Here is an 18,968-nt window from a genome sequence, read left to right as displayed (position 1 = left end):
GTTATGGCATCAAGTGGTCAGATCGGCCTTGGTTGGCGACAGCAGGCGAATAGTCGCTGAACAAATGATGCCATTCGCGCTCTGAATATCAATGCGTCCTGAACCTGGATTAACCGCATCAATGAAGCACGGAATGGTCATATCACGCGCGAATGCCCGAAAGTAGTTTTCAGTGGGAACGATTGACGCATCCTCACGGACTTGCGCCGGAACCAAGAGCATCTCTGCCAAATGCCCTAGTAGCTGAAAAGCCCATGAAGCCATGGCTGTTTAACAACAACAACGAGACACAATACTCACCGAAACAGCACGCATCTGGAGAAGCGATAGCGCTACGCAAGGTGATTATATTTATAAAGCAATGGTTTATCAGCTTTTATTCGATGTGCCGGATGTTCCTCGACACGCCAACATCCCAAAAACAACAGAGATTTTCGTCAGTTTAGACGTGCGCCCTGTTGGTCGAAGCGATAGGTTCGATCCTGGGCATAGCCGAAATGGACGGATTCACCAGCGTTGACCTGATGCTGACCGAACAGACGCGCAGTGATCTGGTGGTCTTGCATCATCGCGATCACGTTGGTGTCTCCGCCCAGATGCTCGACATGGGTCACGTTCGCGGTCAGAGGGCCTTCGTCGGATAAGTACAAGTCCTCTGGGCGGATGCCCAACGTTGTGTCCGCGCTGTCGCCGATTACGCTGGCGGGGAAGAAATTCATCGAGGGCGCGCCGAGGAAGCCTGCAACGAACTGGTTGGCGGGGTTGTTATATAACTCCATCGGGCTGCCGACCTGTTCGACCCGACCGTCGCGTAGCACGACGATCTTGTCGGCCAGTGTCATCGCTTCGGTCTGGTCGTGGGTGACGTAAATCATCGAAGCATCAAGCTGCTGATGCAGGTTTGCGATTTCCAGCCGCGTGTTCATGCGCAGGGCGGCGTCCAAATTGGACAAAGGCTCGTCGAACAGGAACAGTTTGGGTTCACGCACGATGGCGCGACCGATGGCGACACGTTGGCGTTGGCCACCGGACAATTCAGAAGGGTAGCGGTCGATGTATGGCTCAAGATTCAGCATCTTGCTGGCCTTGGTGACGCGCTCTTCGATGACCTGCTTGCTCTGACCTTCCTGTTTCAGCGCCAGTGACATGTTCTTGCGCACATTCAGATGCGGATAGAGCGCATAGCTCTGGAACACCATCGCAATGCCGCGCTTAGAGGGCGGTGTGAGGTTCATCAGATCTCCACCGATGCGCACTTCGCCCGAAGTCACATCCTCAAGCCCTGCGATCACACGCAACAGGGTGGATTTGCCACAACCCGAGGGGCCGACGAAGACGACGAATTCTCCGTCTTCGACTTCGATGTTGATATCCTTAAGGACTTCGACGGTGCCGAAGGACTTGTTCACGTTTGTAAGCGTCAGGGCGGTCATGTGCGTGCCTCTTTCAGCGAAATGGGTTGGCCGGTGCGGATGCTTTCATCGGCAGCTAGGCAGATGGCGAGCGATTGCACGGCATCGTTCATGTGGCGGGTCAGGTCGATATCCTCGGCGATGGCACGCAACATATAGGCTTGTTCGGCGTCGCAGAGCTCCTGATGGCCGGGTTCATCGGGCATGTCGATTGTCTGGTCGCCGTCAGGGCGATGAACCAGAAGGCCACCGACCTTCGTGTGGCCGTCGATATCGGCTGACGCACCTTTGTTGCCATCGGTGATCGAGACCGAGCCGTTGGGTGACACGATGTCTTTCACGAAGAACGCAGTCTCGGACATCATCGGGCCCCAACCGGCCTCGTACCAGCCGATCGAGCCGTCCTCGAAGACCACCTGAAACTGGCCGTAATTGTACATGTCTTCGGCGATCTCATCGCTTAAGCGCAGGCCCATGCCGTGGACGCGCACGGGGTCAGAATCAGTGATCTGACACATCACATCGACATAATGCACACCACAATCGACGATGGGCGAGGTGGTCTGCATCAGGGCCTTGTGCGTCTCCCACTCGGCCCCGCTGCTTTGCTGGTTGAGGTTCAGGCGGAAGACATAGGGTCCGCCGAGATCGCGCGCCTCGGAAATCAGGCGCATCCAAGAAGGGTGGTGGCGCAGGATATAGCCGATGACCAGTTTGCGGTTGGTCTCAACGGCCTTTGCGACAACACACTTGGCGTCCGCCACAGTGGTCGCCAGTGGCTTTTCGACAAATACATGCGCGCCAGCTTCCATCGCCGCGCAGGCGAAATCGGCGTGGCTGTCGGAGTAGGTCGCCACGACCACCAGATCCGGGTTGGTTTCAGTCAGAGCTGCCTGAAAATCTGAATAAGCCGGATAGCCTGACAGGTCAGGATGGTCGACGCGACCGGATCGGTTCACCAGCCCTACGATCTGCGCGTCCGGGTGGTGATGGTGGACCAAAGCGTGGCTCAGCCCCATATTGCCAAGGCCGGCGATCAGAACTTTGGTCATTTGACAGCTCCTGAAGTGATGCCGCGGATCAACTGGCGTGAGAAGATAACGTAGAGCACCAGCACCGGCAGGATCGCCATGCTGAGCGCCGACAGAACCGCGTTCCAGTCGGTGACGAACTGGCCGATGAAAACTTGGCTGCCTAGTGTCAGGGTTTTAGTCTCCTCAGCGGGTGCGAGGATCAGCGGGAACCAGAGGTCGTTCCAGATGGGGATCATGTTGAATACGGCCACGGTCGCCATGGCGGGGCGGACCAGCGGCAGGACCAACCGGAAGAAGATGGTGTACTCGGACAGCCCATCGACGCGGCCAGCGTTCTTCAGATCATCCGAGACCTGCCGCATGAATTCTGACAGGATGAACACGGCTAGCGGCAGGCCTTGTGCGGTATAGACAAGGATTAGTGCCCACAAGGTGTTCACCAACCCGGTTGCCACCATCATCTCAAGTATCGCCACGGTGCCGATGCGGATCGGGATCATAATCCCAAGCGCCAGATAGAGGCCCATCAGGGTGTTGCCCTTGAACTTGTACTCGCTCAGCGCAAAAGCAGCCATTGCGCCGAACAACAGAACAAAAGCCAGCGATACCACGGTCACGATCAGCGAGTTCTGAAAATAAAGGAAGAAATCCCCTTGTTTCATCACCGTCTGATAACCGATCAGCGAGAAGCTTTCGGCATCGGGCAGGGCGAGTGGCTCGCGGAAAATCGAGCGTCGGGTTTTGAAGCTGTTGATGATGATCACGAAGACCGGGAAGAGGGCGATCAATGTGTAGAGGATCAGCGCCCCATGCATGGCGGCCGTGTTCAGCGGGTTCTGGCGTGCTTTGTTCATGCGTTCACCCTCACAGTTGATACCGGCGCATCCGGGTCTGGATGCCGAAGAGATAGATGCAGACGCCGACAAGGATGATGGCAAACATGGCGCCAGCGATGGCGGAGCCCATATGCGGGTCGCCCAGTTGCAGCTGGAAGCCAAAGAAGGTGCGGTACATGAAGGTGCCTAGGATATCGGTTGAGAAATCCGGCCCTGCCAGCGCGCCTTGCGAGACGTAGATCAGGTCGAAGGCGTTGAAATTGCCTACAAAAGTCAGGATTGAGATGATCCCGATTGAAGGAATGATCAACGGCAGTTTGATCTTCCAGAAAGCCGAGGCTCCGGTGATGCCGTCTATTTCTCCGGCCTCAAGGATTTCTTCGGGGATTGACAGCAGGGCGGCATAGATCAACATCATTGGGATGCCGACGAACTGCCAGACCGAGACAAGTGCCAGTGTCGTCAGCGCGTACTCTTCTTTGCCTAGCCATGGTGCAAACAGCGACTTGAGGCCGACGGCGTCAAGCATCGAAGGTGCGATGCCCCAAAGCGGGGACAATATCAGTTTCCACGCGAAACCGACGATAACAAAGCTCAGAATGGTGGGAATGAAGATCGCGGACCGATAGAGCGCGGCAAAGCGTAGGCGTGGATGTGAGAGAAGCGCAGCCAAAGCGATACCGATGGGGTTCTGAACCAGCATGTGGATCAGGAAGAACCAGAAGTTGTTACCCAAAGCATTCCAGAACTGCTCGGACCAGATCGGATCGAAGAACAGGGTGCGGAAATTCTGCAGGCCTACGTAGATGCGTGTCTGATCGACCTCGGTGAACAGTGCGAGGCGCAGTGTATTGAACAAGGGGAAGATCATCACCGCCGTGTAAACCAGCACCGCAGGGGCGAGGAAAACGGCGATGTGCCAGCGTGTGCGGCGGGTCTGCATGGGAATCTCCGGGGAAAAGGTCCGGACGCGACGCGGTGGCCGCGTCCGGTGTGAGTGGCCTAGGTGTTACTGATGCGGTGCGTACCAGCTGGCCAGACCGTCTTGCAGTTGCTGACCCAGCGCTTCGGGTGTCTCGGCACCCTTGATGGCTGCAACGGATGCACCCCAGGTCTCGTTTTCCAGGTTCGGCGTGCCGCGCGACAGGATCTGGTAGGTCGAGCGGATCGTGCTTTCGCACTCTTCACGCCAGCCGACGATTTCTTTGGCCAGTGGATCTTCCAGCTCGACCGGAGTGCTGGATAGCGGGAAGAAACCAGGTAGGGCGTTACCGAATATGCTGGCAAACTCGGGGCTTGCGACCCAAGCCAGGAAGGTGCGCGCGGCTTCTTGGTTTTCGCTCGCCGCGTTCATGCCGATGCCGATATCGGTGTGGTCCGAAATATAGCAGGTATCGCCCGCGTTCTGGACCGGTGGCTTAAAGGCGCCCATCTCGAAATCGGCCTGCGTGTTGAAGCCCGAAATCTCCCAGCTTCCTGCTGGATAGACCGCCGCACGACCCAGCGTGAACAGGTTCTGGCTGTCGGGATAGGTTTGCGCTTCATATCCGTCACCCAGATAGTCCGCCCATTTGGCCAGCGTCGCATAAGGGGCAACCCACTGTGGATCGGTCAGCTTCTGCTCGCCCTTGATCAGCGCTTGACGGCCTTCTTCACCTTTCCAGTAGTTCGGGCCGATGTTGTTATAGCCCATTGTGGCGGCTTCCCACTGGTCGTTGGTGCCCATCGCCATCGGGATATAAGTGCCGTCTTCCTTGATCTTGTCGAGAGCGGCAAAGAACTCGGCCTCAGTGGTTGGAACCTCGATGCCCAACTCATTGAACGCGTCTTTGTTGTAGATGAAGCCGTGGATCACCGATGCCATCGGTACGCAGAAGCTGGCTGATGCGTCATCGGTCTGCCAGGCGGATTTGGCGACGTCCGAGAAATTGCCCATCGCCTCCAGATCGGAAAGGTCTGTCAGGTGGCCTGCCTCATAGAGTGCCAGCGAGGCATCGAACGGGCGGCAGGTGATCAGGTCGCCAGCTGATCCGGCCTCAAGCTTGGAATTCAGCACAGCGTTATATTCCGCTGGGGCAGAAGGTGAGAAAATCACCTTGATACCGGGATGCTCAGCTTCGAACGCCGGTATGATTTTTTCCTGCCACAAGGCCAGATCGTCATTGCGCCAGCTTTCAATCGTCAGCGTGGCGTCTTGCGCATAAGCGCTTGTGACCAGCGCCGTGCTCATCAAGGCAAGGCTTAGAACTTTGCGTTTCATTTCGTGTCTCCCAGGTTGGTGGTTTCTTGGTTTTGTTTCAGCCGCTTCAAAGCGGGGCGGAGGTGATCGTTGGTCTCACGCAACATCGCCTGCGCCACATCCAGCGACGCAGCGCCCGCCGCCAGCAAGGCTGCGCATTTGAGATTGCCTTGCGCCGTCGTGAGCGCAGACGCTGCCTGTTCGGGGTCGGCGCCCGTCAATTGGCACACGATTACGTTGGCGCGGGCGCGTAGCTTGTCGTTATCTGCGCGCAGGTTGATCATCATGCCGTCCTGAATATGCCCCAACTCCATCGCCATCAGCGTTGACAGCATGTTCAGAGCAATCTTCTGCGCCGTACCTGCACCCATCCGGGTCGAGCCGGAAACCAGTTCGGGCGGTGTCGGCAAATGGATCGCGTGATCCGACAACCGCAGAAGCTCGGTATCCGCGTTGTTGGCGATGCCGATGACCGTCGTACCTATGCCGCGTGCGATTTGGGCCGCTGCGACAGTGTAAGGGGTTGTTCCACTGGCCGAGACGGCGATCAGGGTGTCCTGAGGGGATAGATCGGCAAGTTCATCTGTGAGAGTGGCAGAGATATCCTCGACATCTCCGGGCATTTCCGCGCCGGAAGGCAGACCGCCTGCCATGTGTATTCGGATCTGATCTGTCGGGATCGAGAACGTGCCCCCAAGCTCCAACGCGTCGGCGGCGGCCATCAGGCCCGAGGATCCAGCAGCAAGGTAACACAGGCTGCCACCCGCTCGGATCGTGGTTGCCATGGCGCGCGCACCTGCGCAGATCGGGTCAGTCGCTGCCAGCGGGGCAGAGGCTGCAGTGGCCTGCGACTGAGCCAATAGGGCAGCGACATCCATCAGCGGACGTGTGTCGAGCCCAATGGCCTTCTGATGCAACTGTTCCGTCACAGGTGTGCGCAAGTGATTCTCCCCCCAGTTCTTCGATATCATACCTTTTAGATACCATTAGTCTACCATTTTGTTTGAGGTGACTGAAATCGCGTTATTTTGCCTATTAGGTCGCTTTTTGGCCTTCAAATTCCTTTAAAGGTATTATAAAGGTCTCAACATGACTCGCGCCTCTGATACCATTGTTCTGGCCGCCGATGGCGGTGGCACGCGGTGCCGTGTTGCCTTGTCCGATGGTGATCGGATCTGGCAGGTCGAGGTTGGGGCGGCGAATGTATCTACTGATTTTGACGCATCCTGTGCTGAGCTTAAGCGGGGTTTAACTGCGGTGAGTCAGCAGGCGGGCATTGACCTGACCGAGGTCGCAGATGCGCCGGCTTATCTGGGGTTGGCAGGGATTACCGGTCAATCTATCGCGGATCGCTTGGCCGGGGCGCTGCCTTTTTCAGATGTACGCATAGAGGATGACCGACCGTCGGCCCTGCGTGGGGCGCTCGGGCCGGGTGATGGCTTTGTAGCCCATTGTGGCACAGGGTCTTTCCTGGCTGCGCAACTTGAAGGCAAGCCGCGCTTCGCCGGAGGATGGGGGCCGGTTCTGGGGGATCAGGCCTCGGCCCAATGGGTTGGGCGGCGGGCGTTGTCCCAGGTGCTGGATTGTGTTGATGCGGTGTGTGAGCCGTCCGAGCTGTCTGCGCAGCTCTTGTCACGATTCAAAGGGACGGCAGGTATCGTCAAAGCCGCATCTGACATGTCGCCCACCGAGTTTGGCGCTCTGGCTCCTGTCGTCACTCAATATGCCGGGCAGGGGGATCCGTTCGCGCAGTCGATCATGCAGGCAGGCGCTGAGTATCTGCGGGAACGGTTGGAGAAAATGGGCTGGGCCGCGGGCCTTCCAATCTGTCTGACCGGGGGCATTGGGCCGCAATACGCTGCCTATCTTCCAGAACCCATGCAGCAGGATTTAATGAAGCCGTTGGGTGATCCGCTATCGGGCGCAATCGCGCTGGCCCACGCTTTCAGGAAGGAGATCGAACATGAGCGTTGCTGATTTCCTGAGGCCAGAGGGCTGGCTGGGCCATACTGCCGGTCCACGTTATGTGCAGTTACGTCAAAGGCTTGAGCAAGGGATTGCGGAAGGCATCCTGCCGCCGAACAGTTCCCTCCCGCCAGAACGCGAGATCGCGGAACTCACTGATCTGTCGCGTGTCACTGTGCGCAAGGCCATTCAGGAACTGGTGCGTAAGGGAACAATCGAGCAGCGTCAGGGGTCGGGCTCATTCGTGCGCGAGCCGGTTGCGCGGGTTGAACAATCGCTATCGCATCTCACCTCGTTCACCGAGGATATGGAACGTCGCGGGTTTGAAACCACCTCGACCTGGCTGGAGCGGGGGATATTCCTGCCGTCGCCGGATGAGATGCTGGCGTTGGGCCTGTCGGCCAATGATCAGGTCGCCCGCATCCACCGCTTGCGCGCCGCCGGAGGGCGACCAATGGCTCTGGAACGCGCGGCGCTGCCGCTGGATATCCTGCCCAACCCGACCGAGGTCACCGGGTCGCTTTATGCGTTTCTGGAGCAATCAGGCTATCGCCCTGTGCGCGCGATCCAGAAAATCTCGGCCATCAATCTCGAAGCCCCCGAGGCGCGCCTTTTGGACGTTGCCGAAGGCACGGCTGGTCTTCGCATCCAGCGCACATCCTATCTTGAAAGCGGGCGCGTCGCGGAACTCACCCGATCCATCTATCACGGCGATGCCTACGATTTCGTGGCAGAGCTGCGTCTGTCAAACTGAAAGGCCGGGCACAATGTCCACCAAAACCACGCAAATGAGGCAAGAAATCAATGAGATACCGTGCGCTGTTGATCGGCTTTTGACCGACGGTGCAGTGGCCATTGAGGGTGCGGCGCAGGCGGTTCGTGATCATGATCCGAGCTTTCTGATCTCGGTCGCGCGGGGGTCATCCGATCATGCCTGTAGCTACCTAAAATACGCCTCCGAGCTGCTTTTGGGGCTGCCGATGGCCTCGGTGGGGCCAAGCGTCAAATCGATCTATGGCGTGGATATGCGTTGCCCTGGCGCATTGTGTATCTCGGTCTCGCAGTCGGGTCAGAGCCCCGATATCGTGCGCCTGACTCGATCACTTACGCAAGGTGGCGCCTATTCGGTCGCCATCACCAACAACACCAATTCAGCGCTCGCGGATGCGGCCTCGGCGGCACTACCTATCCATGCGGGGCCGGAACTGAGCGTGGCGGCGACCAAGACCTTCGTGACCTCGCTGGTCACCGGGCTATGGCTGCTGGCCGAGGTCAAGGGCGACGCCGCGTTGCTGTCGGCGATCCGCAAACTGCCCGAGGATCTGGCGCGGGCCATCACCTGTGATTGGGGTAGTGTGATAGAGGCGATCAATGGCCAATCCCTGTTCACTTTGGGGCGCGGGACCTCCTGGGCGATCTCGAACGAAGCCGCGTTGAAATTCAAAGAGACCTGCCAGATCCACGCGGAAAGCTACTCTTCAGCCGAGGTGCTGCATGGGCCCGTATCCATCGTGGATCAGGGTTTCCCAGTGCTTGCGTTCTCATCCGGCGATGCTGCTGAGGCCAACATTGCTGAGGTTGCCGATGCCTTGGCCGCAAAAGGCGCTCAGGTTTTCGCCACGACCGACCGGGTAAAGGATGCGGTCTCGCTGCCACATGTTCGGACGGCGCATTGGATGACGGACCCCGTCGCAGCGATTGCGTCGTTTTATGGCATGGTGGAAACCGTCGCGACCGGACGCGGCATCAACCCCGATACCCCGCGCCATCTGCGGAAAGTGACGGAAACGGTATGAACACGTCGACCATCACCTTTGCAGGCGGCCCGATCTTTGACGGAGAGACTTTGTTCACCGACCACGCCGCCGGGTTCGTCGATGGGACGCTCGATGCGATTGTGCCAAGAGCCGACCTGCCGTCTGATACCGAGATCCAGGAACTTTCCGGAGATATCCTCAGCCCCGGCTACGTCGATCTGCAGGTGAACGGCGGGGGCGGGGTGATGTTCAACGACGATCCCTCGGTCGACACCCTGCAGAGAATCGCTGAGGCGCATCGTGGGCTTGGGGCGGTATCGATCTTGCCGACGCTGATTACGGACACGCCTGAGAAGACTTCAGCTGCTATTGAGGCCGCGATACAGGCTGTTCAGCGTGGGGTTTCGGGCATTGCGGGTCTGCACCTTGAAGGGCCGCATTTGTCAGTTAAACGTAAAGGGGCGCATGACGGTGCTCTGATACGTCCGATGGACAACAACGACCTAAGCCAATATCTGGCAGCGGCGCGTGCATTGCCTGCGTTGATGGTCACTTTGGCACCGGAAAACGTGACGACTGATCAGGTTGATGCTCTGAGCCGCGCAGGCGTCATCGTTTCGCTAGGCCACACCGATGCGCCGTTCGACACCTGCACGGAATATGTGAAAGCTGGCGCGCGCTGCGTGACACATCTGTTCAACGCGATGAGCCAGTTTGGCAGCCGGGAACCCGGCTTAGTGGGTGCGGCGCTGTCCAACGGGGATCTGTCAGCTGGATTGATCGCGGATACCGTGCACGTGCATCCTGAAACGATGCGCGCCGCTTTTGCCGCTAAACGCGGTCCAGGGAAGATCTTTCTGGTGAGTGACGCGATGGCCGTCGCGGGCACTGACCTTCCCGAGTTCCAATTGGAAGGTCGGCTCATCCGGAGAGAGCAGGGTAGGCTGACTTTAGAGGACGGTACTCTGGCGGGGGCCGATCTCGATCTGACGACCGCAATTCGGGTCCTGACGGGTGAGGTGGGTATCTCATTGGCCGATGCATTGGCTGCGGCCACACGCATTCCCGCTCAACTGATCAACGCGGGTCCGACACCATTGACGCTCAGCGGCACAATTCGGATTACCTCAGACTTGAGCAAAGCGAACCCGGTTTAATCCAGCGTGATTTCCTGCCGCTGTTTCCCTGTCGTCTTGTCGAAGATCAGGATGCGATTGTCGTCGGTGACAACAGCATACCAGTTGCTGCCAATGGTCAGCGCCTGCGCGCGCGCGCCATCGGGCAATTCGATCTGATCCGGCAGCGTCGGGGTGCGATCCGATAGGCGGATGACAATCAGGGCGAATGTCACTAGAACCCCGCCAATCATTACCGCGGTCAACAGCATGACCATGCGCCGTAGCAACCGAAGCTGCGGTGTTTCCTGCGGTTCCTGAGGTTCGGAAGGGACAGTCATGGGCACCCGCCTGATAGAGTTTCACATCGCGGCCGCGCCGCCGCCCCGCCTTGATAAGGCGCTTGCGCGGGATGTGCCAGCGGAAGAGAACCTGTCGCGCACCCGCCTGACCCGCCTGATCGGTGACGGGGCGGTGACGGTCGATGGAGCGGTTGTCGATGATCCAAAAGCCCGAATTGCCGAAGGCGCGCAGGTCGGGATCACCGTGGCCGAGGCTGAAGGCAGCCATATTGGCCCCGAAGATATCCCGCTGGAAGTTGTCTATGAGGATGACGACCTGATCGTCATCAATAAACCTGCGGGGATAGTAGTGCATCCGGCGCCGGGCTCTCCGAACGGGACTCTGGTCAATGCTTTGCTGCATCACTGCGGCGATGATTTATCGGGTGTAGGAGGCGTGAAGCGCCCGGGCATCGTGCATCGGATCGACAAGGAAACCAGCGGCCTGCTGGTCGTGGCTAAGTCGGACGCGGCACATCACGGGCTGGCAGCTCAGTTCGAGGCGCACAGCGTTGAACGTTACTATCGCGCGGTTTGCTATGGTGTTCCCGATGCGAACGATCCGCGCTTGCGTGGGATAAAGGGCGTGAGCTTTGAGCCGGGCAACATCATGCGACTGACGACGCAACTGGCGCGGCACAAGACCGACCGGCAACGGCAAGCCGTGCTGTTTCACGGTGGCCGCCACGCTGTGACCCGGGCGCGGATTGTTGAGGTTTTTGGCAAACCCGGTGGCTTGTCACTGATTGAATGCTGGCTTGAGACAGGGCGGACGCACCAAATCCGTGTTCACATGGCCCATGCCGGCCATGGGTTGGTTGGCGATCCGGTCTATGGTGGCAAACGCAAATTGGCCGCGAAGGCCTTTGCGCCTGAGGCGTCCGAGGCTGTGCGTTCTTTCCCCCGGCAGGCTCTGCACGCTGCTGTGTTGGGCTTTGAACATCCGGTCTCGGGCGAGATGCTGCGATTTGAGGCGCCGTTGCCGCAGGATATGGAAGATCTGATTTCTGCGTTGCGGCAGCCGGTGACATAAACTGCAAAGGCTTGTGAAACCGGCAATTTCAGCTTTTCTTTACATCAGGTTAATTTCAGACTGGTAGTTGATCCTCTTGAATATGTCGGGTCTGGTACCCATATCCCATGTTAAGGGCTTAAACATTTGTCCAAGGGACGGAAATAAATGGCAAATTACTCAAATCTTCCGGCACCGACACCCGAGGGTGGTCTGAACCGCTATATGCAGGAGATTCGCAAGTTTCCACTGCTGGAGCCGGAAGAGGAATATATGTTGGCCAAGCGCTGGGTCGAGGAACAGGATACCGAGGCCGCGCATAAAATGGTCACGTCGCATCTGCGTCTCGCGGCCAAGATCGCCATGGGATATCGCGGCTATGGTCTGCCGCAAGCTGAGGTGATTTCCGAGGCCAATGTGGGCCTGATGCAGGCGGTCAAGAAATTCGACCCCGAGAAAGGGTTCCGTCTGGCAACCTACGCCATGTGGTGGATTCGCGCCTCGATTCAGGAATATGTCCTGCGGTCGTGGTCGATGGTGAAGCTGGGTACAACCTCGGCGCAGAAGAAGCTGTTCTTCAACCTGCGTAAGGCCAAGGCCCGCATCGGTGCGTTGGAAGAGGGCGATATGCGTCCCGAAAACGTTGCCAAGATTGCCCAAGACCTCGGCGTGACCGAGGAAGAAGTGATCAGCATGAACCGCCGAATGTCCGGTGGCGATGCCTCGCTGAACGCGACCGTAGGGTCCGAAGGCGAAGGCACTATGCAATGGCAGGACTGGTTGGAGGATGAAGACGCTGACCAGGCGGGTGACTATGAAGCGCGGGATGAGCTTGAGGCTCGGCGTGAATTGCTGGCCGCTGCGCTGGATGTGCTGAATGATCGCGAAAAAGACATTCTGACCCAGCGCCGGTTGATGGATCAGCCTGTGACGCTTGAGGAACTCAGCACGCAGTACAATGTCAGCCGCGAGCGTATTCGCCAGATCGAAGTGCGCGCGTTCGAGAAGTTGCAGAAAAAGATGCGTGAGCTGGCGCGTGAAAAAGGCATGCTGGGCTCAGTCTGAGCCTGTCGCACTGTTGAAACAACAACCGGCCTGACGTGCTCAGGCCGGTTTTCTTTTGGCAAGGGTGGCGGAGCGCATGACAGGAATGTCCTGCGCTGATAATGATGCGATAGCGCTAACGAGGCAGGGGAGGAACGATCATGCAAAAACCGGTTCAATGGGGCATTCTGGGGGCCTCGAAATTTGCGCGCCAGCATATGGGGCCGGCAATTCATGCAGCCCAGGGCGCGCGCCTATCCGGTCTGGCGACCTCTGACCCTTCCAAGGCCGAACCGTTCCAGCAATTCTGCCCCGATCTTAGCGTTTATCAAAGCTATGATGATCTGCTGGCCGACCCGTCGATTGATGCGGTCTACATACCATTGCCCAATCACCTGCACGTGGAATGGAGCCTCAAGGCGCTGGACGCAGGCAAGCATGTCTTGTGCGAAAAGCCGATAACCATGCGTGCCGAAGAATTCGATCAGTTGATTGCTAAACGCGATCAGACTGGTCTGCTGGCCGCTGAGGCATACATGATCGTACATCACCCGCAATGGCAGCTGGCTCGTAAACTGATTGCTGAGGGGGCGATCGGAAAGCTTGTGCACGTAACCGGCGTGTTCAGCTATGACAATCGCGCGGACACAGGCAATATTCGCAACCGGCCAGAGACCGGCGGCGGCGGATTGCGCGACATTGGCGTCTATGTGATCGGCAGCGCGCGATATGCAACTGGGCAAGAGCCGACCTCGGTTAGCGGAGCCATCCGGTGGGAGAATGACGTTGATGTCTTCACCGAAATTCGCGCGCAGTTTCCCGACTTTACCTACTCCAGCTATGTCTCAACCCGGATGCATCCCCACCAAGAGATGGAGTTTCACGGTGAGGGCGGTGTGATCCGCCTGACCGCGCCTTTCAATGCGCGCGTCTTTGGCGAAGCACGGGTCGAATTGCATCGCCCCGGCCTTGATATGCAAGTGACCCGCTTCCCCGGTGACAACCACTATGAATTGCAGGTCGAGGCGTTTGGTCGGACGATACGCGAAGGCGCAGAATATCCTTGCCCGTTGGAATTTGTGCGCGGCACGCAAGAGGTGATCGATCAGGTCTTTGACAACGCCGTATCGCTGTAGCTTGCCTCGGGCCGGGCGTATCGACTATTCTGCTTCGACTGGATCAGGAGGGCTCCATGGCCGGTGGTTGGGCGCGCGACGGCGCGGTGAGCGAACAAATCGAAGCATCGATCTCGGACGAGTTGGCGCGGATGCAGGCGCAAAAACGTCCCGTGGGCGAAAGCCTGACCCATTGTGCCGAATGCGAAGAGCCGATCCCCGAGAAGCGCCGCACCGCTCTGCCAGGTGTTAAGCTATGTCTGGACTGCCAGCAGGAGCGTGACAGCAGTTTCAAGGCGCGTGGCGGGATCAATCGACGCGGATCGAAGGACAGCCAATTGAAATAGCGCTTGGAGCAACCGGTGCAGGATCAGTCGCAGAAAAATTCAGTGCTGCAAAACGGTTTGGTTCTTGGCTTTCTCGCCGCGTTTTTGTGGGGCACGCATAGTGTAATCGTGCGATACCTGACCAGCGATCTGGGTGGGTTGCAGATCGCTGTATCTCGGCTATTCATTGCGGCCCTAGCGATGTACTGCATGTTACGCCTGATGGGGGCGCAAGTTTCTATCCGGTTTGGAGATTGGAACTTCCGGTTGGCGGTGTTGTCGACGGTAGTGAACTATATTCTCTTCCATATCGGTCTGGAGCACACCGGCGCCGCAAATGCGATGGTGCTTGAGAATACCGCGCCGTTCTTCGTGTTGATATTCCTGTACTTCTTCGCCGATACACCTGTCGGTCGTACCGAGGTTCTGGCGACGCTGCTGGCGATATTGGGCGTGGTCCTCACCGTCTATCGTGACTTTGAAGGCGGAGGTGAGCCCTTGTTGGGCGATCTGATGGAGATCGGGGCAGGGCTCAGTTGGGCTGTGTTCCTGATCTCAAGCAGCCGGGCAATGCAGTCTTCGGAAACAACCGCAGAAAGGTTGAGTTTCCTGTTTGGGATCTTCCTGTGTTCCGGAGTGCTGTTGGTACCGCTCGCGGCCTTCTCGCTGCAGATGCCCACCGCCAATGATCTGGTTTTCCTGTTCCTGCTTGGCGTTCTGCCCACCGCACTTGCCTACTATCTTTGGTATGAGGCCGCTGCGCGGGTATCGACGCTGACGGCAACACTGCTGTTCGCAGCATCGGTTGTGTTCACCTTTATAAATTCGGCGCTGTTCCTTGGCGCGACCATCACACCTCTGGCCGTTGTCGGGGCGGTCTTAATTGTCGCCGCAATCTTTCTGACCACGATGACGAAGGCCAAAGATGAATGAGGCGGCCCGTAGTGGCCGCCTCATCCATTTAGCTTTCCATCGCTTCCAATTCGTCAATGAAGCCTGAAATCATCGACAAGCCCTTGTCCCAGAACTCCGGGTCGCTGGCGTCCAACCCGAACGGGGCCAGAAGCTCTTTGTGGTGCTTTGATCCACCGGCGCGCAGCATCTCAAAATATTTGTCTTCGAACCCGTCGGCCCCGCTTTCGTAAACCGAGTAGAGCGCATTCACGAGGCCGTCGCCAAAGGCGTAGGCGTAGACATAGAAAGGCGAGTGGACGAAATGAGGGATATAGGCCCAGAAAGTCTCATACCCGTCCATGAATTCGAACGCGGGCCCAAGGCTTTCGGCCTGAACGCTCATCCACAGCGCGTTGATGTCATCGGGGGTCAACTCACCTTCGCGTCGCGCCGCGTGCAGTTTGCACTCGAAGTCATAGAACGCGATCTGGCGAATAACCGTGTTGATCATATCCTCGACCTTTCCCGCCAGCAGCACCTTGCGCTGTTCCGGCGTTTCGGCCTTATCCAGCATCTTGCGGAAAGTCAGCATCTCCCCGAAGACTGAAGCGGTTTCCGCCAGCGTCAGTGGGGTCGACGACAGCATCTCTCCTTGATCGGCGGCCAGCACCTGATGTACGCCGTGACCAAGCTCGTGTGCCAAGGTCATCACGTCGCGCGGTTTGCCCAGATAGTTGAGCATCACGTAGGGATGAACTTCGGTGACGGTGGGATGGGCGAACGCACCCGGAGCCTTGCCGGGCTTCACCGCCGCGTCGATCCAACCTTTCGAGAAGAAAGGGGCCGCGATTTCGCCCATGCGCGGATCAAAGGCGTTGTAGGCATCCATCACCATCTTCTCGGCTTCGTCCCAGTCGACGATGCGGGTATCTTCCATTGGCAACGGCGCGTTACGGTCCCAGACCTGCATGACGTCCAGACCCAGCCATTTGCGCTTTAACTCATAATAACGATGGCTCAGCTTGGGGTAGGCGGCCACGACAGCCTCGCGCAGAGCCTCCACAACTTCGGGCTCGACGTCATTGGACAGATGGCGACCGGTTTGAGCGGTTGGCATGTTGCGCCAGCGGTCGACGATCTCTTTTTCTTTGGCTTGCGTGTTATGAACGCGCGCGAAAGTTTTGATATTGCTTTGGAAAACGCTGGCCAGCTCACGCGCGGCGGCCTCGCGTTTGGCGCGGTCCTGTTCCGTCAGCAGATTCAACGTGCCTTCTATATTCAGTTCCTCGCCATCGACGGTGAAGGTCAAGCCCGCGATGGTTTCGTCGAACAGACGTTCCCAAGCGTCACCTACAACGCCGAGGTCGTGCAGGAACTTTTCCAACTCGTCGGACAGCTGATAAGGCTTCATCGCACGGATGCGGCGGAACACGGGTTCGTACCGCGCCAGATCAGCATTGGCGTCGAAATGCGCCTGCAGCACATCATCGTCTATGCGGTTGATTTCAAGCGTGAAGAAGACCAGCGGCGTGGTAAAGACGGTGATCTTCTCCTGCATATCCGACAGGAACTTGGCGCGATCTGCATCAGTGGTCAGCTGGTAATAGCGCAGGCCCGCAAAAGACATAATCCGTCCAGCGATGGCGTTGATCTTTTCGTTGCGCAGTACGCAGGTCAGTAGACCAGCGGCATCCAGATCGGCCAGCTTGCCCTCATAATCCGCGGCAAAGGACGCACATTCGCCTTCCAGCCAATCCAGATCGCGGGACAGTTCTGGTGCGTCTTCCGAGGCATAGAGATCCGTCAAATCCCATTCCGGCAGATTGCCCAGATCATCGGAACCGCCGCTGGCATTTGCGTCACGGACGGGAAAGGGTAGGTCGCGCATGGATCACCTCGAATAAATAGCTTTGGCAAACATCTAGGCCCGGCGCACCCGGATCACAAGCAACCTGTAGGCCGATGCCTTAGTGACAGGGCTCGGGTTTCGGCTTTGCGCTGGCTGCCAAGAAATGCGCGGCCAATTGGTCAAACACTGGCCCGCGCACGTCGGGTCCTTCCATCAAAACCTCGTGTTCGCCGTCGGGTATCTCGACCAGAGTACCGCTTGGCCAGTTCGCCATGCGGGCACGGATCGCCTTGCGGTCGACAATCTGTTCATGGCTTCCGAGGAAGGTCAGGGCAGGGATGTCGGGCGCGGTCTGTTCCATCAGCCAGATGCATTCGTCCAGCGCCTCGCGCAGCCAGATCGTGGATGGTGCACCCAACGCCAGTTCCGGATGCGCAGCCAACTGATCTCGCATCATCTGGTACATTTCGGGATCGCGGGTCAGAACGTTCCCTTCGAAGGGTTGCGAGATCACATAGCTTTCCAGCGAAGTTGTGGGCGGAGTCTTCTCACCCAATCCCAAACGCGGTCCCCAATAGGCGGTCAATTGGCTAAGCGGCTTCATGATCGGCGTGAAGAAAATGCCCCACATCGGCCCCGTGAAGGCGCAGGCGACGAAGTCAGAACCTTCTAGCACGGCGCGCAGTCCAATGGCTCCGCCCATCGAATGACCGATCACGTACCAGGGTTTAGGCAGTTCAAGACGTTCCGCCATCTCGAGTACCGCGCGAACGTCATGCTGATAATCGGTGAACTGTTCGATATGTCCGACACGCGCATCTGGTAACAGACGATCCGCAAGGCCCTGACCTCGCCAATCTATGGACATGCTGGCAAAGCCGCGACTTACGAACTCTTTGGCAGCGTTGCCATATTTTTCGATATACTCCGTACGGCCGGGAAACAGCATCACCGTACCGCGTGCGTCACCATCGGGGCGCCAGTGCGCCGCCCGGATGCGTTTGCCGTCTTCGGTGGTCAGCCAATACGCCACACCACCGGTAGGGCCGCCGGCCACGTCTTCGAATAAGGGGGCCGGCGTATACTCCATCAGGCCAGCACCGAGGCAAGTTTCATGGCAATGCCCATGTCGCCGTCTACGCTCAGCTTGCCGGACATGAAAGCCCCGGTCGGGTTCAGGTCACCGCTGAGGATCTGCTCGAACGTATCTGCATCGGCGCTGAGGGTCACATCAGCTTCGTCGTCGCTTACCCGCGCGCCGCTTGCATCCAGAATGATTGACCCCAGATCGGCGATGGCAAATTTTGCAGAGGCGTCGAAATCGCCGCCCGACAGTTTCTCATTCAATGCCGCCGCGGCTTTTTCCAGAATATCACTCATGGTCTTCCTCATATTGTTCATGCGCCGTGAATGGACATCCCCGGTCGCAACGCTACACTGACCATTGTTATGGGTATTGCAATCACCAATCTCAAAGGTACCGTTGCGGCACTTGCTGCGATAGTCACGTTTTCCACCACTTGCGCTGCGCAAGACGCGGATTCGCGGGACGAGATGGTGCTGCTGCAACAACTGGCTCAATCGACGCCCGAGCAAGCCATCGGTCTTGATCGGCAATTGCAGGCGTTGTGGTCGCAGTCGGGATCCGCCTCGGCGGATTTGCTGTTGGAACGTGGACGCGAGGCGCTTGAGGATGGCGATGTCGAAGCCGCGCTGGATCACCTGACCGCACTCACGGATCACGCGCCTGAATTTGCAGAAGGCTGGCACGTGCGTGCCTCGGCCTTCTTTGGTATCGATCGGTTTGGAATGGCGGCGGCGGATCTTGAGCACGCTTTGACTCTCAATCCGAACAATTATGAGGCCATTTACGGTCTTGGCCTGATCTTCGAGATCGTTGGAAAGCCCGAACAGGCGCTTGATGCCTATTCGCGTGCGCTGGCTATACATCCCCACCACGAAGAAGTAACCAATGCCGTGAATCGGCTGAAGCCTCAGGTTGAAGGCAAGGCGCTGTAAGTCTCAGGGC

The 18,968-nt window shown here is 58.1% G+C and carries 21 protein-coding genes; 10 read left to right on the top strand and 11 right to left on the bottom strand.

Annotated features, from left to right (window positions below; all coding sequences use genetic code 11):
- Positions 1 to 9 precede the first annotated feature (9 nt).
- The 7 genes from ACR0AZ_RS06765 to ACR0AZ_RS06735 all read right to left on the bottom strand — a co-directional run bounded on the left by ACR0AZ_RS06765 (position 10) and on the right by ACR0AZ_RS06735 (position 6,462).
- Positions 10 to 231, bottom strand: coding sequence for a hypothetical protein (locus ACR0AZ_RS06765; protein ID WP_480470118.1), 222 nt, complete (start codon positions 229 to 231; stop codon positions 10 to 12).
- 206 nt (positions 232 to 437) lie between these two features.
- Positions 438 to 1,433, bottom strand: coding sequence for an ABC transporter ATP-binding protein (locus ACR0AZ_RS06760; RefSeq protein ID WP_480470117.1), 996 nt, complete (start codon positions 1,431 to 1,433; stop codon positions 438 to 440).
- Positions 1,430 to 2,464: a Gfo/Idh/MocA family protein gene (locus ACR0AZ_RS06755; RefSeq protein ID WP_480667079.1), complete on the bottom strand. Its 1,035-nt coding sequence runs from the start codon at positions 2,462 to 2,464 to the stop codon at positions 1,430 to 1,432. Before ACR0AZ_RS06755 ends, ACR0AZ_RS06760 begins: the two co-directional genes overlap by 4 nt.
- A complete protein-coding gene (locus ACR0AZ_RS06750; RefSeq protein WP_010439354.1) occupies positions 2,461 to 3,300 on the bottom strand; it encodes a carbohydrate ABC transporter permease in 840 nt (279 codons plus the stop codon). The genes ACR0AZ_RS06755 and ACR0AZ_RS06750 overlap by 4 nt, the downstream gene beginning before the upstream one ends.
- A gap of 10 nt (positions 3,301 to 3,310) precedes the next feature.
- A complete protein-coding gene (locus ACR0AZ_RS06745) occupies positions 3,311 to 4,225 on the bottom strand; it encodes a carbohydrate ABC transporter permease (protein ID WP_480470115.1) in 915 nt (304 codons plus the stop codon).
- A gap of 66 nt (positions 4,226 to 4,291) precedes the next feature.
- On the bottom strand, positions 4,292 to 5,542 hold the full coding sequence (locus ACR0AZ_RS06740; protein WP_480470114.1) for an ABC transporter substrate-binding protein: 1,251 nt from the start codon (positions 5,540 to 5,542) through the stop codon (positions 4,292 to 4,294).
- Positions 5,539 to 6,462, bottom strand: coding sequence for an N-acetylmuramic acid 6-phosphate etherase (locus ACR0AZ_RS06735; protein ID WP_480667078.1), 924 nt, complete (start codon positions 6,460 to 6,462; stop codon positions 5,539 to 5,541). Before ACR0AZ_RS06735 ends, ACR0AZ_RS06740 begins: the two co-directional genes overlap by 4 nt.
- Positions 6,463 to 6,610: 148 nt before the next feature.
- On the opposite strand from ACR0AZ_RS06735, the gene ACR0AZ_RS06730 reads away from it, so the two are divergent.
- The 4 genes from ACR0AZ_RS06730 to nagA are packed head-to-tail and all read left to right on the top strand — an operon-like array spanning position 6,611 to position 10,400.
- Positions 6,611 to 7,498 (top strand): glucosamine kinase nucleotide-binding domain-containing protein, encoded by an 888-nt coding sequence (locus tag ACR0AZ_RS06730; protein WP_480470112.1) that lies wholly within the window; start codon positions 6,611 to 6,613, stop codon positions 7,496 to 7,498.
- Positions 7,485 to 8,240: a GntR family transcriptional regulator gene (locus ACR0AZ_RS06725; protein ID WP_480470111.1), complete on the top strand. Its 756-nt coding sequence runs from the start codon at positions 7,485 to 7,487 to the stop codon at positions 8,238 to 8,240. Before ACR0AZ_RS06730 ends, ACR0AZ_RS06725 begins: the two co-directional genes overlap by 14 nt.
- 13 nt (positions 8,241 to 8,253) lie before the next feature.
- Positions 8,254 to 9,282, top strand: coding sequence for an SIS domain-containing protein (locus tag ACR0AZ_RS06720; protein WP_480470110.1), 1,029 nt, complete (start codon positions 8,254 to 8,256; stop codon positions 9,280 to 9,282).
- Positions 9,279 to 10,400 carry an N-acetylglucosamine-6-phosphate deacetylase gene (nagA, locus tag ACR0AZ_RS06715; protein WP_480667076.1) on the top strand — a complete coding sequence of 374 codons (1,122 nt, stop codon included), beginning with the start codon at positions 9,279 to 9,281 and terminating at the stop codon, positions 10,398 to 10,400. Before ACR0AZ_RS06720 ends, nagA begins: the two co-directional genes overlap by 4 nt.
- Here the strand turns inward: nagA and ACR0AZ_RS06710 are convergent.
- Complete coding sequence (locus ACR0AZ_RS06710; protein WP_480470108.1) at positions 10,397 to 10,699, bottom strand: DUF6476 family protein; 303 nt, start codon at positions 10,697 to 10,699, stop codon at positions 10,397 to 10,399. The two genes, nagA and ACR0AZ_RS06710, sit on opposite strands and share 4 nt — an antisense overlap.
- Here ACR0AZ_RS06710 and ACR0AZ_RS06705 point away from each other — a divergent pair.
- The 5 genes from ACR0AZ_RS06705 (at position 10,698) to ACR0AZ_RS06685 (ending at position 15,129) form a co-directional block, all read left to right on the top strand.
- Positions 10,698 to 11,732: an RluA family pseudouridine synthase gene (locus ACR0AZ_RS06705; RefSeq protein WP_480667074.1), complete on the top strand. Its 1,035-nt coding sequence runs from the start codon at positions 10,698 to 10,700 to the stop codon at positions 11,730 to 11,732. The two genes, ACR0AZ_RS06710 and ACR0AZ_RS06705, sit on opposite strands and share 2 nt — an antisense overlap.
- 147 nt (positions 11,733 to 11,879) lie before the next feature.
- Positions 11,880 to 12,776, top strand: a complete 897-nt coding sequence (gene rpoH / locus ACR0AZ_RS06700; RefSeq protein WP_480470106.1) for an RNA polymerase sigma factor RpoH — start codon at positions 11,880 to 11,882, stop codon at positions 12,774 to 12,776.
- A gap of 140 nt (positions 12,777 to 12,916) precedes the next feature.
- Positions 12,917 to 13,891, top strand: coding sequence for a Gfo/Idh/MocA family protein (locus ACR0AZ_RS06695; protein ID WP_480658001.1), 975 nt, complete (start codon positions 12,917 to 12,919; stop codon positions 13,889 to 13,891).
- A 56-nt stretch (positions 13,892 to 13,947) separates the two neighbouring features.
- Positions 13,948 to 14,217, top strand: a complete 270-nt coding sequence (locus ACR0AZ_RS06690) for a DksA/TraR family C4-type zinc finger protein (RefSeq protein WP_480470104.1) — start codon at positions 13,948 to 13,950, stop codon at positions 14,215 to 14,217.
- Between the two features lie 15 nt (positions 14,218 to 14,232).
- On the top strand, positions 14,233 to 15,129 hold the full coding sequence (locus tag ACR0AZ_RS06685) for a DMT family transporter (protein WP_480667073.1): 897 nt from the start codon (positions 14,233 to 14,235) through the stop codon (positions 15,127 to 15,129).
- 28 nt (positions 15,130 to 15,157) lie between these two features.
- Here the strand turns inward: ACR0AZ_RS06685 and ACR0AZ_RS06680 are convergent, their stop codons facing one another.
- The 3 genes from ACR0AZ_RS06680 to ACR0AZ_RS06670 all read right to left on the bottom strand — a co-directional run bounded on the left by ACR0AZ_RS06680 (position 15,158) and on the right by ACR0AZ_RS06670 (position 18,319).
- Entirely contained in the window at positions 15,158 to 16,978 is a 1,821-nt protein-coding gene (locus ACR0AZ_RS06680; RefSeq protein WP_480667072.1) for a M3 family oligoendopeptidase, read from the bottom strand.
- 79 nt (positions 16,979 to 17,057) lie between these two features.
- Entirely contained in the window at positions 17,058 to 18,029 is a 972-nt protein-coding gene (locus tag ACR0AZ_RS06675) for an alpha/beta fold hydrolase (protein WP_480667070.1), read from the bottom strand.
- Positions 18,029 to 18,319 (bottom strand): SCP2 sterol-binding domain-containing protein, encoded by a 291-nt coding sequence (locus ACR0AZ_RS06670; protein WP_010439389.1) that lies wholly within the window; start codon positions 18,317 to 18,319, stop codon positions 18,029 to 18,031. Before ACR0AZ_RS06670 ends, ACR0AZ_RS06675 begins: the two co-directional genes overlap by 1 nt.
- A gap of 30 nt (positions 18,320 to 18,349) precedes the next feature.
- Here ACR0AZ_RS06670 and ACR0AZ_RS06665 point away from each other — a divergent pair, with 30 nt between their 5' ends.
- Entirely contained in the window at positions 18,350 to 18,958 is a 609-nt protein-coding gene (locus ACR0AZ_RS06665) for a tetratricopeptide repeat protein (RefSeq protein ID WP_480667069.1), read from the top strand.
- Positions 18,959 to 18,968 lie beyond the last annotated feature (10 nt).

Source organism: Ruegeria sp. BE3 (assembly GCF_056538865.1).
The sequence above is the reverse complement of the archived record's forward strand: the minus strand, read 5'-3'. Positions and strand labels throughout refer to the sequence as shown.

Excerpts from the sequence above, each read along its gene's own strand:
- ACR0AZ_RS06760 (WP_480470117.1), bottom strand. The coding sequence starts at position 1,433 with ATGACCGCCCTGACGCTTACAAACGTGAACAAGTCCTTCGGCACCGTC.
- ACR0AZ_RS06755 (WP_480667079.1), bottom strand. The coding sequence starts at position 2,464 with ATGACCAAAGTTCTGATCGCCGGCCTTGGCAATATGGGGCTGAGCCAC.
- ACR0AZ_RS06750 (WP_010439354.1), bottom strand. The coding sequence starts at position 3,300 with ATGAACAAAGCACGCCAGAACCCGCTGAACACGGCCGCCATGCATGGG.
- ACR0AZ_RS06745 (WP_480470115.1), bottom strand. The coding sequence starts at position 4,225 with ATGCAGACCCGCCGCACACGCTGGCACATCGCCGTTTTCCTCGCCCCT.
- ACR0AZ_RS06740 (WP_480470114.1), bottom strand. The coding sequence starts at position 5,542 with ATGAAACGCAAAGTTCTAAGCCTTGCCTTGATGAGCACGGCGCTGGTC.
- ACR0AZ_RS06730 (WP_480470112.1), top strand. The coding sequence starts at position 6,611 with ATGACTCGCGCCTCTGATACCATTGTTCTGGCCGCCGATGGCGGTGGC.
- ACR0AZ_RS06725 (WP_480470111.1), top strand. The coding sequence starts at position 7,485 with ATGAGCGTTGCTGATTTCCTGAGGCCAGAGGGCTGGCTGGGCCATACT.
- ACR0AZ_RS06720 (WP_480470110.1), top strand. The coding sequence starts at position 8,254 with ATGTCCACCAAAACCACGCAAATGAGGCAAGAAATCAATGAGATACCG.
- nagA (WP_480667076.1), top strand. The coding sequence starts at position 9,279 with ATGAACACGTCGACCATCACCTTTGCAGGCGGCCCGATCTTTGACGGA.
- ACR0AZ_RS06705 (WP_480667074.1), top strand. The coding sequence starts at position 10,698 with ATGGGCACCCGCCTGATAGAGTTTCACATCGCGGCCGCGCCGCCGCCC.
- ACR0AZ_RS06710 (WP_480470108.1), bottom strand. The coding sequence starts at position 10,699 with ATGACTGTCCCTTCCGAACCTCAGGAACCGCAGGAAACACCGCAGCTT.
- rpoH (WP_480470106.1), top strand. The coding sequence starts at position 11,880 with ATGGCAAATTACTCAAATCTTCCGGCACCGACACCCGAGGGTGGTCTG.
- ACR0AZ_RS06695 (WP_480658001.1), top strand. The coding sequence starts at position 12,917 with ATGCAAAAACCGGTTCAATGGGGCATTCTGGGGGCCTCGAAATTTGCG.
- ACR0AZ_RS06690 (WP_480470104.1), top strand. The coding sequence starts at position 13,948 with ATGGCCGGTGGTTGGGCGCGCGACGGCGCGGTGAGCGAACAAATCGAA.
- ACR0AZ_RS06680 (WP_480667072.1), bottom strand. The coding sequence starts at position 16,978 with ATGCGCGACCTACCCTTTCCCGTCCGTGACGCAAATGCCAGCGGCGGT.
- ACR0AZ_RS06675 (WP_480667070.1), bottom strand. The coding sequence starts at position 18,029 with ATGGAGTATACGCCGGCCCCCTTATTCGAAGACGTGGCCGGCGGCCCT.
- ACR0AZ_RS06670 (WP_010439389.1), bottom strand. The coding sequence starts at position 18,319 with ATGAGTGATATTCTGGAAAAAGCCGCGGCGGCATTGAATGAGAAACTG.
- ACR0AZ_RS06665 (WP_480667069.1), top strand. The coding sequence starts at position 18,350 with ATGGACATCCCCGGTCGCAACGCTACACTGACCATTGTTATGGGTATT.